This is a genomic window from Streptomyces sp. NPDC008137, from assembly GCF_042957035.1.
Taxonomy (GTDB): domain Bacteria; phylum Actinomycetota; class Actinomycetes; order Streptomycetales; family Streptomycetaceae; genus Streptomyces.
On record NZ_JBIBHN010000022.1, the window covers coordinates 29,867 to 44,944 of the forward strand.

13 protein-coding genes are annotated in these 15,078 nt (G+C 72.6%); 6 read left to right on the plus strand and 7 right to left on the minus strand.

Features of this window, described 5'->3' with window-relative positions:
- Window positions 1-708: 708 nt before the first annotated feature.
- Together ACFZBT_RS28500 and ACFZBT_RS28505 are read right to left on the minus strand one after the other, a co-directional pair.
- Window positions 709-1,221: an EF-hand domain-containing protein gene (locus ACFZBT_RS28500; protein WP_391109171.1), complete on the minus strand. Its 513-nt coding sequence runs from the start codon at window positions 1,219-1,221 to the stop codon at window positions 709-711.
- Window positions 1,222-1,389: 168 nt separating this feature from the next.
- Entirely contained in the window at window positions 1,390-1,770 is a 381-nt protein-coding gene (locus tag ACFZBT_RS28505) for an STAS domain-containing protein (protein ID WP_030849533.1), read from the minus strand.
- Window positions 1,771-2,097: 327 nt separating this feature from the next.
- Here ACFZBT_RS28505 and ACFZBT_RS28510 point away from each other — a divergent pair, with 327 nt between their 5' ends.
- On the plus strand, window positions 2,098-2,679 hold the full coding sequence (locus tag ACFZBT_RS28510) for a sigma-70 family RNA polymerase sigma factor (RefSeq protein ID WP_391109179.1): 582 nt from the start codon (window positions 2,098-2,100) through the stop codon (window positions 2,677-2,679).
- An 11-nt stretch (window positions 2,680-2,690) separates the two neighbouring features.
- A complete protein-coding gene (locus ACFZBT_RS28515; RefSeq protein ID WP_391109427.1) occupies window positions 2,691-3,938 on the plus strand; it encodes a zf-HC2 domain-containing protein in 1,248 nt (415 codons plus the stop codon).
- Window positions 3,939-4,041: 103 nt separating this feature from the next.
- Here ACFZBT_RS28515 and purU read toward each other — a convergent pair whose 3' ends face one another.
- Entirely contained in the window at window positions 4,042-4,923 is an 882-nt protein-coding gene (gene purU, locus ACFZBT_RS28520; RefSeq protein ID WP_391109181.1) for a formyltetrahydrofolate deformylase, read from the minus strand.
- A gap of 71 nt (window positions 4,924-4,994) precedes the next feature.
- Window positions 4,995-5,495 (minus strand): hypothetical protein, encoded by a 501-nt coding sequence (locus tag ACFZBT_RS28525; protein ID WP_391109184.1) that lies wholly within the window; start codon window positions 5,493-5,495, stop codon window positions 4,995-4,997.
- Window positions 5,496-5,612: 117 nt separating this feature from the next.
- Between ACFZBT_RS28525 and ACFZBT_RS28530 the strand changes: the two genes are divergently transcribed.
- The gene (locus ACFZBT_RS28530; protein ID WP_391109187.1) at window positions 5,613-6,923 is read left to right on the plus strand and encodes an ABC transporter substrate-binding protein; all 1,311 of its coding nucleotides are present in this window, start codon (window positions 5,613-5,615) and stop codon (window positions 6,921-6,923) included.
- A gap of 57 nt (window positions 6,924-6,980) precedes the next feature.
- Here the strand turns inward: ACFZBT_RS28530 and ACFZBT_RS28535 are convergent, their stop codons facing one another.
- Entirely contained in the window at window positions 6,981-8,885 is a 1,905-nt protein-coding gene (locus ACFZBT_RS28535; protein WP_391109190.1) for a hypothetical protein, read from the minus strand.
- A 201-nt stretch (window positions 8,886-9,086) separates the two neighbouring features.
- Entirely contained in the window at window positions 9,087-10,472 is a 1,386-nt protein-coding gene (locus tag ACFZBT_RS28540; protein ID WP_391109193.1) for a transcriptional regulator, read from the minus strand.
- 306 nt (window positions 10,473-10,778) lie between these two features.
- Between ACFZBT_RS28540 and ACFZBT_RS28545 the strand changes: the two genes are divergently transcribed.
- The 3 genes from ACFZBT_RS28545 (at window position 10,779) to ACFZBT_RS28555 (ending at window position 13,935) form a co-directional block, all read left to right on the plus strand.
- On the plus strand, window positions 10,779-11,441 hold the full coding sequence (locus ACFZBT_RS28545; protein ID WP_391109430.1) for a bifunctional DNA primase/polymerase: 663 nt from the start codon (window positions 10,779-10,781) through the stop codon (window positions 11,439-11,441).
- Between the two features lie 113 nt (window positions 11,442-11,554).
- Window positions 11,555-12,346, plus strand: a complete 792-nt coding sequence (locus ACFZBT_RS28550; RefSeq protein WP_184597841.1) for an ABC transporter ATP-binding protein — start codon at window positions 11,555-11,557, stop codon at window positions 12,344-12,346.
- The gene (locus ACFZBT_RS28555; RefSeq protein ID WP_391109197.1) at window positions 12,343-13,935 is read left to right on the plus strand and encodes a transporter; all 1,593 of its coding nucleotides are present in this window, start codon (window positions 12,343-12,345) and stop codon (window positions 13,933-13,935) included. The genes ACFZBT_RS28550 and ACFZBT_RS28555 overlap by 4 nt, the downstream gene beginning before the upstream one ends.
- Before the next feature lie 22 nt (window positions 13,936-13,957).
- Here ACFZBT_RS28555 and ACFZBT_RS28560 read toward each other — a convergent pair whose 3' ends face one another.
- Window positions 13,958-14,884 (minus strand): alpha/beta fold hydrolase, encoded by a 927-nt coding sequence (locus tag ACFZBT_RS28560; protein WP_391109200.1) that lies wholly within the window; start codon window positions 14,882-14,884, stop codon window positions 13,958-13,960.
- Window positions 14,885-15,078 lie beyond the last annotated feature (194 nt).

Sequence of the window (15,078 nt, forward strand, 5' to 3'; positions counted from 1 at the left end):
CGATGGACACGACGGGGTGCGCGTGACCCGGGCCGCGACCCGCCCCGGCTGAGCGACACAACTCGGGCAAGCACGCCCCCAAGCGAGCGACACAACACAGGCCGGCGCATGGCCCTGGCAAGCGACCCGCCCCAGGCATGCGACCCGCCCCAGGCGCGCGACACGACGACGCGGGAGCGCGCATGGAGCAGGCCAGCGACGCGGGTGCGCGACGCGACCCGGGCGATGGACACGACGGGGTGCGCGTGACCCGGGCCGCGACCCGCCCCGGCTGAGCGACACAACTCGGGCAAGCACGCCCCCAAGCGAGCGACACAACGCAGGCCGACGCATGGCCCTGGCAAGCGACCCGCCCCAGGCATGCGACCCGCCCCAGGCGCGCGACACGACGACGCGGGAGCGCGCGCCGGGCCGGCAACGCGGGCGAGGGTCACAACGCGGGCAAGCGCGTGGGCCGGGCGAGCGGCGCGAGTCGGCAAAGTGACCCCGCGCAGGCGGCGCCACTCGGGCGCGGGCCTCGCCCAGGCCGGCACCGTCGTTCGAGCCGGCAGGGCCACCCAGGCCGGCAGGACATCACCCCGGCCGCCGCTTTCCGGCCCCGGGCCGACAGGGCATCACCCCGGCCGCCGCCTTCGGCCCCCGGGCCGGCAGGACATCACCCCGGCCGGCCCCGTCACCAGGCCTGCGACGCCGCCCGGCCCAGTCGCTCTACTCCGGCACCGTGAAGTAGCGGGCGAAGGCCGGTACGACCTCGGTCTCGCCGACCTTGCCGTCCTCGTCCGCGTCGAGTGCGCCGGCGGCCGTGCGGGCGACGTCCTCAGGGGCGCCGAGGCAGGTGAGGACGCGGGACACCTCCTCGGTCGTCGCCGCGCCGTCACCGTCCGTGTCGGCGATGTCCAGGGCCGCGTGCAGGAAGGGGCGGGCGATCTCGGCGAACCGGTCGGGGTTGTCGCGCAGGCGCTTGACCGCGCCGCCCACGAACTCCTCGCGCGTGATGCGCTGGTCGCCGTCGCGGTCCGCGATGCCGGCCATGCCCTGCCAGAATGCCTCCGCGCCGCCGTACAGCGCCTGGCCCTTGTCGGACCGGGCCGCTACGGCGAACTCCGCGAGCAGCGCCTTGGCCGCCCCGTAGAAGTCCTCGCGGTCGATGTAGCCGTTGCCGTCCTGGTCGAAGATGGCGAACCGGGCGGCGATCCTGCGCTCGTACTCGCTGCTGACCATGTCTCTTTCAGGCCGCCTTACGTCAGGTGGGGTGCGTCTCGCTCGGAGCGTACGACGGAGGGGGCCGTTCGGGCGCGGGAAAACGTCACTTGCGCCAAGACCGGGGGAATTCCGGGACAACAGCGTGTCAGAACGGCAACACGAGCCCTACCGTGGGTCATCGGCCCCTCACGCGGACAGGGGTTCGCCCTCGTCACCCAGGGCCGCGTCCACATCGCCGTACACGTCGAACAGCCTGCGCACGCCCAGCGCGCCGAGGACCCGGTTGACGTGGGAGCCGTCGGCCGCGCCCCGGGCGGGCAGCACCAGCCGCAGCCGGCCCTGGCAGGAGCGGATCAGACGGCGGGCGGCGATGAGCACGCCGACGCCGCTGGAATCGCAGAAGAACACCTCGGACAGGTCGAGGACAAGACAGTGGTGCCCCTCGGCCACTACGTCGTGCACACGCTGACGCAGCACCGGCGAGGTCACCAGATCCAGTTCGCCGGACACCTGGAGCACGGCCCATTCGCCCTGCTCGCCGCCGGTCACTTTGAAGGTCACCACCACGCCCTTCGATCGCCAAAACGGAAGCAGTCCCTACGCTTCCTTTGAGCGCGGCTGCCCAGCGGCCGTTCCCTGAAACACAACCCGAAAAACGGATCCCCGTCGAATCAGGCTTGTTTTAGTCGGCTTCGATCCTGTTCGATCCTCTTCGGTCACGTCTGATCGCACGTCGCTGGGGTAGACGCCTCTACCACCTGCGGCCGCCCAGGGGGCGCACATTGCCACAAAGGGGCGTGCGCTACCGGACGTGCCGACTACATTCGAGGAGACATCAGACACAGGCTGGACAGGGAGCGGGCGCGGGACACGAGCAGGGGGTGAGGGGGCCGCATGGCGAAAAAGGACGTACCGCCCCGCTGGGACCGCAAGATGCAGCAGCGGCTCGCCCGCGGGGAGGCCGCCGCCCTCGGTGAGCTCTACGACCGGTTCGCCTCCCTCGTGCACGGCCTCGCCCACCGCGTCCTCGGCGACGAACGCGCCGCCGACGGCATCACCCGCGAGGTCTTCGTCCACGTCTGGGAACACCCGGACGCCTACGACCCCAGACAGGGCCCGCTGCGCACCTGGGTCGCCACCCTGACCCACCGCCTGGCCGTGCAGCGCCTGCGCGCCACCGAGACCGCCGCCCTCGCCCGCGACGGCTCCGGCACCGCGGAGGAGCTCGAGCACCGGGTGCGCCGCGCCTCGGTCGCCGCCCGCGCCGACTACATCGTCCAGTCCATGCCGGTCCCGCTGCGCTCGGCCCTGGAGCGGGCCTACTTCCAGCGCCGCGACTACCGCCAGACCGCCACCGACCTCGGCATCACCGAGGACGAGGCCCGCCGCCGGCTGCGCCTGGGCCTCCAGCTCCTGTCCACCGCCCACGAGAGCGAGCCACCCGGCGCACCGCCCGGACCCGGGGGTGCGGTGTGAGCGGCTCGGAGATGCCCGAGCACGACGAAGGACAGGAGCCGGGGAAGCCGCCGCGGATCCCCCCGCCCCGGGCCTCCGTCGAGGACGGCGGACTGCCGCTGCCCGCGCTGGAGGTCCTCGGTGACACGGCACTCCCTCCCGTAGCGCCCGTGCTGGAGCACCCCGTGCTGAAGGCCCTGCTCGGCGCCTGGGCGCTGTCCGCCTGCTCGGCCGAGGAGGCCGTGGCCGTAGAGGAGCACCTCGGCGAGTGCGGGCAGTGCGCCGACGAGGCGCGGCGGCTGCGCGAGGCGGTCGGGCTGCTGCAACGGCCCGAGAGCCTCGACCTGGACCCGGCCCTGCGCACCCGGGTCCTGGGGACCTGCCTGGAGCGCCGCCCGCCGCGCATCCCGGTACCGGACTGGGCCGCCGCCTACGACGCCGAGACCGCGCGCCTGGACGCACTGCTCCAGGACTTCGGCGACGCCGAGTGGCACGCGCCGGTACGGCTGCGCTGGTTCCGGGCCGACGCGTCGACGAGCCGCCGTACGACCGTCGCCGGGGTCATCGCGCATCTGCTCAGCGTCGACGGACTGGTGGCGGTCGCCGTGGGCCTGGACGACCCGCTGGGTGACCTCGCCGCCCCGCGCCCGACCCCGGCGGCCCGCACCGAGGCGTACTGGCAGGCCTCCCACTTCCCGCCCACCCGGGCCGTGCGGGCGCCCTGGCGGGAACAGAGCCACAACCTCGTCCGCACGGTGTCCTTCACGGGCGGCGGCGCCGGGAAGATGCCCGTGCCGTACGGCGACTTCGCGCTGCCCCTCCACGACGCGATGCTCGACCGGGCCTTCGAGTGCTGGGTGCACGCCGAGGACATCGCGGACGCGGTCGACTACCCCTACGACCCGCCCTCGCCGCGCCATCTGCACCGCATGATCGACCTGGCGGCCCGCATGCTGCCGACCGCCCTTGCGCACCGCCGCCGGGCCGGTCTCGCGGCCCCCGCCCACCACCGCCATCTCGTCGCGGCGGGCGAACCGGGCCGCAGCCTCCGCCTGGAGATCGAGGGCCTCGGCGGCGGCGAGTGGCTGATCCCCCTCGACTCTCCCGCCGCCAAGGGCTCCGCGGAACACGAGGTGGCCCACGTCGCCCTGGACGGCGTCGAATTCTGCCGCCTGGCAGCAGGCCACGTACCCCCGCAGGAGGCGGCGGCGGGCCAGGTGGGAGACAAGGAGGCGATCAGAGACGTCCTGTTCGCCGCGGCATCACTGAGCAGGATGTAACCAACCCAGGGGCGCGGGGCTGTGTCGATATGCGGCTCCGCCGCGTGGGCGCGATCAACCCCCACGCACCCGCACTCGCCACCAAACGGGACGAACCGAGCTCTCAGGCGAAAACAACCGTCCGCCGCCCATTGGGCAGAATCCGCCGCTCCGCATGCCACTTCACAGCCCGAGCCAACGCCTGGCACTCCACATCACGCCCGATGGCAACAAGCCCCTCCGGCGTCACGTCATGCCCCACCCGCTCGACCTCCTGCTCGATGATCGGCCCCTCATCAAGATCAGCCGTCACATAGTGAGCGGTCGCACCGATCAGCTTCACACCCCGGGCATGAGCCTGGTGATACGGCTTCGCCCCCTTGAAGCTCGGCAGGAACGAGTGGTGGATGTTGATGATCCGCCCGGACAGCGCCTTGCACAGATCGTCCGACAGCACCTGCATGTACCGGGCGAGAACGACCAGCTCCACACCCTCCTCGCGCACGATGTCGAGCAGCCGCCCCTCCGCCTCGGACTTCGTGTCCCTCGTCACCGGAATGTGGTGGAAGGGGATGTCGTACGAGCCCACCAGCTCGGCGAAGTCCGTGTGGTTGGACACCACGCCGGCGATCTCCACCGGCAGTGCCCCGGTCCGCGCCCGGAACAGCAGGTCGTTCAGGCAGTGCCCGAACTTGCTGACCATGAGCAGGATGCGCATCTTCTGGTCGCCCCGGTTGATCTGCCACTCCATCTGAAAGGAGTCGCCGATCGCGGCGAAGCTGGCCCGCAGCTTCTCCACGGACACGGGAGCGTCCGCCGAGAAGTGGACGCGCATGAAGAACAGTCCCGTGTCGTGGTCGCCGAACTGCTGGCTGTCCTCGATGTTGCAGCCGGTCATGAAGAGGTAGCTCGACACGGCGTGCACGATGCCCTTCCTGTCCGGGCAGGAAAGGGTGAGGACGTACTGGTCCGGCGGGGTCGCGGCGGTGGTGGACTGCTCGTTCATGCAGGACAGGGTCCCACAGGCGGCCGCACCGCCGGCAATCGTCCCGCTGTACGGACCCCCTGGGCGAACCCCTAGGCGGACCTGGTCATGAGCCGCAGGACCTCCAGGCTGCGCGGCGGCGTGTCCGGCTCCTCGCCGTCGCCCGTGGCGAGCCGCACATGCGCGTCCCGGGCCGCCTGGATCGCCTCGGGCCACGCCTGGTGCTCCAGGTACGCGGCGACCGGGGCGTCCGGCCCGACCTGGTGCATGATCCGCAGCACCCGCAGCACGGCGGTGTCCACGAGGGCCGCCTCCTGCGAGTCACGGAAGATCGTGCCGACGTACTTCTCGGCGGACCAGTGGTCCAGCCAGGTGTCCTCGACCAGCCGGTACACGGCGTCGGTCACGTCGCCGTAGCCGTCCACACCGGCCAGCCAGACGTCCCGCTGGAACCCGGGATCGGAGAGCATGTGCAGCGCCGAGCGCACATTGCTGCGCCAGCGCCACCACGGCATGTCGTTGACAGGCATGCCGCCCATGGTGGATGAGCGAAGGCCACGACGGGAAGAGTTCTCCGAAGCTTGCACGGTCATCGATCGTACGTTCCCCTCCACATCGGTCACACCGACCCCTGTAATTCACCTGCGTGTCACCAACCGTTGACCCGAGATCACTCTCGGGTTGGTCATGTGGCGGAATCGTGCGGAACCATGACCGGCAGGCGACGCACCCGCAGCACATTCCTCCCCGGCCCCCTCACCCGCCACGCCAGAAAAGGCGCCCTCTCCGCGGGCACGGCGGCCGCGTGCGCGTCGCTCCTCGCCGGCTGCGGGGTCGTCCCCGGCACCACGGGGGATGCCGGGGACGACCCGATCACCGTCATGACCTGGGCACCCCAGGAGACCAAGGCCACCAACAAGCCCGGAATGCCCGCCTTCGCCCAGGCCTACGCCCGCTGGATCAACGCCAAGGGCGGGCTCAACGGCCGCAAGCTCAAAGTGCTGACCTGCAACGACCACAACGACAGCGTGGCCGCCGCCAAGTGCGCCCGGCGGGCCGCCAAGGAGAACGTCGTCGCGGTCGTAGGATCGTACAGCCAGTACGCCGACTCCTTCTTCCCGTCCCTGGAGGGCGCGGGCATCCCGTACATCGGCGGCTACGGCATCACCAACGCCGAGTTCACCAGCCCCCTGTCCTACCCCGTCAACGGCGGCCAGCCCGCGCTGCTCGCCGGTCTCGGCAGGTCCCTCGCCGACTGCGGGCCGGTCGCGCTGGTGCGGCCCGACACCATCGCGGGCGACCAGCTGCCCCCGCTGCTCGACTCGGGCCTGAAGGCGGGCGGGCACTCGGCGGCCCGGGACCAGCGGGCGGCGGAGGACGCCACCGAGTACGACGGCCAGGCCGAGCGGGCGCTGCGGACGACGACCTCCTCCCCCGGGGACGAGGGCTGTGTGGTGCCCGCGCTCGGGGACCGCAACGGCACCTTCATGGACTCCTTCCGGCGGGCCCGCGAGGACTATCCCGACGTACGGACGGCCGCCGTGCTCGGCAGCGTCGACCAGACGGTGATCGACGCGACCGGCGGGGCCTCGGGACCGTACGAGGGCTCGTACATCACCGGCTGGTACCCCGTGGCGAGCGATGCCCGCTGGGACGGGATGAAGCGGGTGATCAAGGAGGAGGCCTTCGGCGACAACCGCATCGACGCCGCGGACGCCGGGGTGCAGACCACCTGGATCGCCTACACCGTGTTCAAGAAGATCGTCGAGTCGCTCGGCGGCGGCGAGGTGAGCGCCGACACGGTGACGGAGGCCCTCGACGACGGTCTCGCCATCAGCACGGGCGGGCTCACGCCGACGCTGCGGTGGCGCTTCCAGGACAAGCTCGCAGCGGTCGGCTTCCCGCGCCTGGTGAACGCGAACGTGACCCTTCAGGTGGTGCGGGAAGGGCGGCTGGTGTCGGCACGGAAGGGCTTCGTCGACACGACGCGGACGCTGCAGAACGCCGACGTGAACTACTGAGCCCCGCTCAGCGGTTCACGCCCGGCCGCTCGTCGCATCACGTCGCGTCACGTCACGTCACAGCTGCGTCGGCTGGCGCTCGGTCAGGCCGTACGTCTTCGCTATCGCGTTCCACAGCCCGGCAGCCTTGGTCTTCTCGGTGCTCGCGACGCCGCTGGCGCGGTTGCCGGCCTGCGTCTGGCCGGTGGCCCGGGCCTGGCCCTTCCTGCAGCCCTTCTTGCCCGCGGTCTGGTCGGCCCAGGCCGCGTAGTGGTTGTCGGCCGACGCCGAGGCCTGCCACGCCTTGGTGAGGGCGGTGGTCAGCGCGGCGTGCTGGGGCAGCCGGTCGACCGTGATGCCGGAGAGCCGGGTGACCAGCTCGGTGCGCTGCTTGGCCGCGTCGCGCAGGTTCTTGGCCGCCTGAGGCAGGTTGTCGCAGCGCTTGACGTCGGCCACGGAACTGATCACGGTGGTGCGGCTGTCGCCGCTGTCGGCGAGCAGCTTGTCCAGCTCGACCGCCTGGGCCCGGGCCGGGTCGGCGGAGGGCGAGGCGGAGTCCTCCGTCGCGGGGGCGGAGGCGGCCACGGTCTTGTTGTTGTCGCCGCCGCCGTCGTCACCGCTTCCGCCGGCGGCGAGCAGCGCGCCGGCGCCGACGCCGAGGACGGCGATGCCGATGCCGACGGCCGCGATGACCGGCACGCGCGAGCCGGAGCGGCCGCCGTGCCCGCCGCCGGACTGGGCGGGCGGGGCGTAGGACTGGGGCTGGGCGTGGTGGTGGGCCTGGGGCTGTTCGAAGCGGGGCATCTGCTGCGTGGACGCGGCCGGGCTCTCGGCGCCGTGGCCGCCGCGGTCGCTGCGGAAGAGGTTGTCGAACTCGGAGGGCGGCTGCTTGTCCCCGCCGGGCACCGGAGCGATGTACTGCGTCGCCTCGGCGTCCGGATTCGAGGCGGGCGGCAACGGCCCGGCTCCGGCCCGGGGCGCGGTCCCCAGGAACGTGGTCGCCTCGGGGTCGTGACCGGTGGGCGTCTCGGGCGGCAGCGCGCCCGGGCCCACCGGGGGTATGTACTGCGTCGCCATCTCGTCGGCGGACGCGGCGACGGGCGGCAGGAACTGGGTCGCGCCCTCGTCGGCGGGCGCGGGCAGCGGTGCGGACGAGGAGGGAGCCCCGTGCCCGTCCGTCGCGGGAGGCAGCGGGGCGCCCCCGACGGGAGCGCCGTACGCCCCTGGAGCGGCCCCGTACGCGCCGGTGCCCGGCGCGTGAGACCCGTACCCGCCGGGTGCCGACGGCGTCGAACCGTCCGCGGCGGCGGAGCCGTACGCGTCAGAGGCAGGCGGCAGACCGCCCCCGGCAGGTGACCCGTACGCGCCCGTGCTCGGCGGCAGCTGGCCTCCCCCGGCCGGGGAGCCGTACCCGCCCGCGGCGGGCGGAGGCGAACCGCCCGCGGCGGCGGAGCCGTACGCGTCGGAGGCAGGCGGCAGGCTGCCCCCGGCACGAGACCCGTACCCGTCCGTCGCCTGCGGCAGCGGGGTGCCGTACGGGCCGGAGGGCGGGGGCAGTTGGGAGGGGTCGGGCTGAGTGCCGTAGCCGGCGTACGGGTTGGGGGGCTGGGTGCCCTCCTGGGGCAGGGCGCCCGGGGCTGCGGGGTGCTGGGCGTCCCATGCCGGGGGTTCCGGGGTGGTCCACTGCTGGGACTGCTGGGACTGCTGGGACTGCTGAGGCTGCGGGGACTGCCAGCTGTTGTCCTGCGGCGGGGGCGGGGTCTGCTGGTCGGGGCCCCACGGCTGGCCCCAGGTCTGGCCCCCGGCGGGGGCGGAGGCCGGGGGCTGGCCGGTCGGGGCCGGGCCGGGCCGGTGGCCTGCCGGGGTGTCACCGGGTCCGCCCGTCATCCCCGGCAGCAGGGGTTCGCCACCGTCGGAGGGCAGCACGATGCCTTCGCGCGCTTGGCGCGCCGAGGGCTCCTCGCCCTGTCCACTCTGCGTCACCGGGACTCCTACTTATGGGGGACCTTGTGAATCGTCGGGTCACGCTACCGGGTCCCCAGAGCCCCGTGCCACGCAGCACAGGGCCTGACCCCAAGCCCTGTGAGCGCGGTAACACAACCGGGTCACGGCACGCTGGTCATGTCACCTCCTGCTCGCCCAGCGGCCGTTTCCCACACGTTCACGCATCCGCAGACCCTGTGTTCACGCCGCGGCCTGGAGGTCCAGCCGCGCCCCGAACTCCCTGACCACCGCCTCGTCCCGGTACGGCTCCAGCCGCTGCTGGAAGTCCTCCAGATACTCGGCGCCCCGGTTGGACCGCAGCCCCTCCAGCAGTTCGACGGCCTTCATGCCCGTGCTGCACGCCTCTTCGACCTCGCGCTGCTGCACCTGCGCCGTGGCCAAGAGCACATAACCGATGGCCCGGCGGCGCGCCCGCGTCTCGGGATGCCCCTCCAGCGACTCCCGCGCGCACCGCGCCGCCGCGTCGGCCTGTCCCAGGTCGCGGTGGCAGTGGGCCAACTCGTCGGCGAGATAGGCCTCGTCGAAGTGCGCGATCCACACCGGGTCGTCCCCGGCGGCCGGGTCGGCCGCCTCCAGGGCGCTCACCGCGCGCCCGGCCGCGGACTGGGCGGCGCGCACGTCGCCCATGAGGGCGTGTCCGCGCGCCTCCGCCGCCAGGAACATCGACTCCGCGCGCGGTGACACGCGCCCCCGCGCCCCCTCCTGCGCCGCCCTCGCCAACTGCGCGATCTCCCGGGGATTCCCGAGTTGCGCGGCGAGATGGCTCATGGAGGCGGCGAGGACGTATCCGCCGTAGCCGCGGTCCCCGGCCGCCTGGGCCAGCCGCAGCGCCTGGATGTAGTAGCGCTGCGCCAGACCGGGCTGCCCGGTGTCCACCGCCATGTATCCGGCGAGCTCCGTCAGCCGGGCCACCGCGGCGAACAGGTCCCGCCCCACCGCCTCCCGGTACGACCCCGCCAGCAGCCCCGAGACCACGCTGTTGAGGTAGTGCACGACGACCGGGCGCACATGCCCGCTGCCGTACTGGTGGTCGAGATCCACCAGCGCCTGCGTCATGGCGAGGACCGCCTGTACGTCGGACTGCCCCACGCGCGGTCCGGCCGAGCGCGACACCTGGCCGTCGGGCGCGGAGATCAGCCAGTCACGGCTGGGCTCGACCAGCGCGGACGCGGCGACGGAGGAGCCGGACAGGAAGTCCCGCCGCCCCACATCGCTGCGCCACAGCTCGCAGACCTGCTCGATGGCCCCCAGTACCGTCGGCGAGAACTGGAGACCCACGCCCGAAGCGAGGTTCTTGCCGTTGGCCATGCCGATCTCGTCGATCGTGACCGTACGGCCGAGTTTGCGGCCCAGTGCCTCGGCGATGATCGCCGGGGCCCGGCCCCGCGGCTGCTGCCCGCGCAGCCAGCGCGCCACCGACGTCTTGTCGTAGCGCAGGTCGAGACCGTGCTCGGCACCGCACATGTTGACCCGGCGGGCGAGGCCGGCGTTGGAGCATCCGGCTTCCTGGATGAGCGCCTGGAGCCGTTCGTTCGGCTGCCGAGCGACGAGCGGCCTTGCGGCCATGGCGTACCCCCTGTGGCTGCGGTGCCTGCCCACGCACCGAGTTGACGTGTCTTCCGCGGCCGAACCCCTCGCGTCCCAGCGAAAAGATCCGGCCGTGAAGATCAATGCCCCGCCGACCAGGCGAAAATGCGAGGCATGTGAGGATTGCCGGGGTAACGGCTGTCGCCGGCCCCACTCGTGGCTACCCACCTCCGGCCACGGATCCTCCCGCGCGCCCCCGCACATGCACCCATGCGCCCCGGGAACAGGGGCGATGCTCTCCCCCGCGCACACGGGCGGGCGTAACCCCTGGTGACGACCAGAGTTGTGTTCATCGTGGAAGAGACGATCGCCGGCACCGAAGCCGCTCAGATCCCGAAGCAGCGCGGGGAATCGCTGCTGGAGACCGCCGTCCGCTACGCCGAGGAGCGCCACTGGGACGTGTTCCCCGGCACCTGGCTGGAAGCGGCCGACGGACGTCAGCGGTGCTCCTGCGGTGACGCGGCGTGTCCGGCACCCGGATCACACCCGGCGCGCCCGGACTGGGCGACGCAGGCGACGGGCAGTGCGACCGTCGCGCGACGCATGTGGCAGAAACAGCCCACCGCGTCGATCCTGCTGCCGACGGGGCGGACGTTCGACGCGATCTCCGTGCCGGAGACGGCGGGCTTTCTGGCCCTGGCCCGGATGGAGCGGATGGAGCTGACGCTCGGTCCTGTGACGCTCACGCCGGATCGGCGGATGGAGTTCTTCGTGCTGCCGGGGGCCGGGGTGAAGGTGCCTGATCTGGTGCGGAAGCTGGGGTGGTCGGTGTCGTCGCTGGATCTGACCGTGCTGGGTGAGGGCGCGTATGTGGCCGCGCCGCCCACGCGGTTCGGGTCGCGGGGGGCCGTGCAGTGGGCCTGCCGGCCTACGCCCGCGAATCGGTGGCTGCCGGATGCGGAGGAGTTGATCTCGCCGCTTGCGTATGCGTGTGGGCGGGATCGGTAGCGCCTGATCGTCTGCGCGGTTGCCGTTGATCGGCGGCTGCGGCTTCGTCGTGGTTGTTCGCGCAGTTCCCCGCGCCCCTGAAAGAGAGGCGTTGCCCCACCGTAGGGTTCTGGGTGACGGAGGGAGACGCGGTGGGATCCAGCGCTGTACGGGTGCAAGGGCTCTGGAAGCGGTTCGGGCAGCAGGTGGCTGTGGCCGGGGTCGATCTTGAGTTGCCGGCGGGGAAGTTCATCGGGCTGGTCGGGCCGAACGGGGCCGGGAAGACCACCACCTTGTCGATGGTGACCGGGCTGCTCAGGCCCGATCACGGGACCGTCGAGGTGGTCGGGCACGACGTGTGGCGGGACCCCGTCGAGGTGAAGGCCCGCATCGGGGTGCTGCCGGAGGGGCTGCGGCTGTTCGAACGGCTGTCGGGGCGGGAACTGCTGGCGTACAGCGGGAGGTTGCGCGGACTGCCCGGTGCCGAGGTCGACAAGCGGGCCACCCAGCTCCTCGACGTCCTTGATCTGGCCGGCAGCCAGCACAAGCTCGTCGTCGACTACTCGACCGGCATGCGCAAGAAGATCGGGCTCGCCACCGCCCTCCTCCACAATCCCGAAGTGCTGTTCCTGGACGAGCCGTTCGAGGGCGTCGACCCCGTCTCCGCCCAGACCATCCGGGGCGTGCTGGAGCGGTACACCGCCTCGGGCGCCACGGTCGTGTTCTCTTCCCACGTCATGGAGCTCGTCGAGTCGCTGTGCGACTGGGTGGCCGTCATGGCCGCCGGGCGGATCCGGGCCACCGGGACCCTCGCCGAGGTACGCGGTGACGCGCCCTCGCTGCAGCGGGCGTTCCTCGAACTCGTCGGGGCGCAGAGCCGGGACGCCGGGTCCGACCTCGACTGGCTGGGCGGCGGGGCCCGGTGAGTGCCGCCGCCCTCACCCCCGTCGTCGTACGGCTGAAGCTGTCGCTGCTGCGCAACGGGCTGCGGCAGTCCGGCGGGCGCAAAGCCGCCTACATCGCCTCGGCCGTCTTCGCCCTGCTGTTCGCCGCGTTGCAGCTCGTCGGCCTGATCGCGCTGCGAGGGCACGCGCACGTCGAGTCCCTGGTCGTGCTGGTCGTGGCGGTGCTGGGGCTCGGCTGGGCGGTGATGCCGCTGTTCTTCCCCAGCGGTGACGAGACGCTCGATCCGACGCGTCTCGTGATGCTGCCGCTGCGGCCCCGGCCGCTGGTGCGGGCGCTGCTCACGGCGTCGCTGGTCGGCATCGGGCCGCTGTTCACGCTGTGCCTGCTGGCCGGTTCCGTGATCGCGGTCGCCCGGGGCGGGGCGGCGTTCGCGGTGGGCGTCGTCGCGGTCGCCCTGGCGCTGCTGGTCTGCGTGGCGTTCGCGCGGGCCGTCGCCGCCGCCAACGTACGGCTGTTGAGCAGCCGCAAGGGCCGCGACCTCGCGGTGCTGAGCGGGCTCGTCATCGCCGTCGGGGCGCAGGTCGTCAACTTCGGTGCGCAACGGCTCGGTTCGGCGGGTCTCGGCGAGCTGGACCCGGTCGCGGAGGTGCTCCAGTGGGTGCCGCCGGCGTCGGCGATCGCCGCCGTGCACGCGGTGGGCGAGGGGTCGTACGGTCGCGCCGCGGTCCAACTGGCGCTGACCGCCGGTGCGCTGGTGGCGCTGCTCGCGGTGTGGTCCCGGCATCTGACGCGGCTGATGACCTCGCCCGACGGGTCCACGCTGCCCGCCGCCGAGTCGGCCGCCCGGGAGCGGTCGTCGAGCGGGCTCGGGCGGCTGCTGCCGGCGGGGCGTACGGGGACGGTCATGGAGCGCAGCCTGCGGTATGTGTGGCGCGACCCCAAGACCAAGGCCGCCTGGGTGACCTCGCTGGCCATCGGGCTGATCGTGCCGGTGTTCAACGCCTGGCAGGGCACCGGGTCCGTGTACTTCGCGTGCTTCGCCGCCGGGATGCTCGGCATCCAGATGTACAACCAGTTCGGGCAGGACACCTCCGCGTTCTGGATGGTCGCCATGACGATCTCCTCGCGCCGGGACGCCTACGTCGAACTGCGCGCCCGCGCGCTGGCCCTGCTGCTGATCACCCTGCCGTACGCCACACTCGTCACCGTGCTGACGACCGCGATGCTCGGCGACTGGCGGCGGCTGCCCGAGGCGCTGGGGCTGTCCTTCGCGCTGCTCGGCGCGATGCTCGCGACCGGGGCGTGGACGTCCGCCCGCTTCCCCTACTCCATCCCCCAGGAGGGCTACAAGAACGTCGCCCCGGGGCAGACCGGGCTCGCCTGGATCTCCATCTTCGGCGGGATGATCGCCGCGGCCGTGCTGTGCGCGCCCGTCATCGCGCTCACGATCTGGCTGAACGTGAGCGCGGAGGGCGAGGCCTGGACGTGGCTGCTGCTGCCGGCGGGCACGGTCTACGGGGCCGTGCTGACGGTGGTGGGGCTGCGGCTGGCCGCTCCGCGGACGGCCCGGCGGCTGCCGGAGATCCTGGTGGCGGTCAGCAAGGGATGATCTGTCCGGCGCCGTGTGCGCCTCAGTTCGTGCCGAGGGAGTCCAGGAACGGCTCGATCGCGGCGCGCCAGGCCTCCGGCTGGTCGTAGTGCACCAGGTGGCCGGCGTCGGCGACCTCCGCGTACTGGCCGCGGGGCAGGACGCGGACCATCTCCTGGGCCTCGGCGCGGCCCAGCTCCCCGTCGAGGCCCCGCACGACCAGGGCCGGGCAGCGGACCTGGGTCAGCTCCTCCCAGTGCGCGTCGTACACCCAGGTCTCGCGGGAGCGGAGCATCTGCTCCGGTTCGAAGACGGGGCGCCAGCCGTCCGCGGACTCGGCCATCACCTCGGCGTAGAACGCGCCGCGAGCCGGGTTGGGCCGCTCCACCCAGGGGTCGTCCTCGCCGAACCACTTGCGGACGTCGGCGAGCGTGGCGAAGGGCAGCGGCCAGGACCGGAACCACTGGTCCCACTCGCGCTGCGAGGCCGCGCCGAGGGCGGAGGCCCGCATGTCGCAGATGATCAGCCCACGGACCAGGTCCGGGCGCTTGGCGGCGAGCTGCCAGGCGGTCAGCGCGCCCATGGCGTGGCCGATGAGGACGACCGGGTCGAGCCCTAGCTGTTCCAGGGCGGCCTCGACGTCGTCGACGTAGGCGTCACGGGAGAAGGCTCCCTGCGGGGGCTTCTCGCTGCGGCCGTGGCCGCGCTGGTCGAGAGCGACGGCGCGGTACCGGCCGGAGAGCCAGCGGGCGGTGGACGCCCAGTGCGAGGCGCGGCCCATGAGGCCGTGCAGTAACAGGACGCCCGGGGAGCCGTTCGGCGCGGTCCGCGCGCCGGGCGTGCGCTGCGGGTCGAGCGGGTGCCGCGGGTCGTGCGGATCGTGCGCCGGATCGGTCTTGGGCGGGTCTCCGAACTCCCAGGCCGCGAGGCGTACGCCGCCCGTTCCGGTCACGTCGATGCGTCGCGCCATGTCCTGGCACCCCCCAAGCTTCGCGCGGACCGTGGTCGTCTCCGGCCGTTCGGTCCTGTGAACCGTGTTCTGCCTGCTGCGCCTTCTTGCCGTGCCGTGCCTCACCCGCACACTATCGAATGCCCATTCGAGGATGCTGTTCTCGCGGGCAACACCCCTCGTTCGAGTGACCATCCTCGGGGATTGGCGGCCGC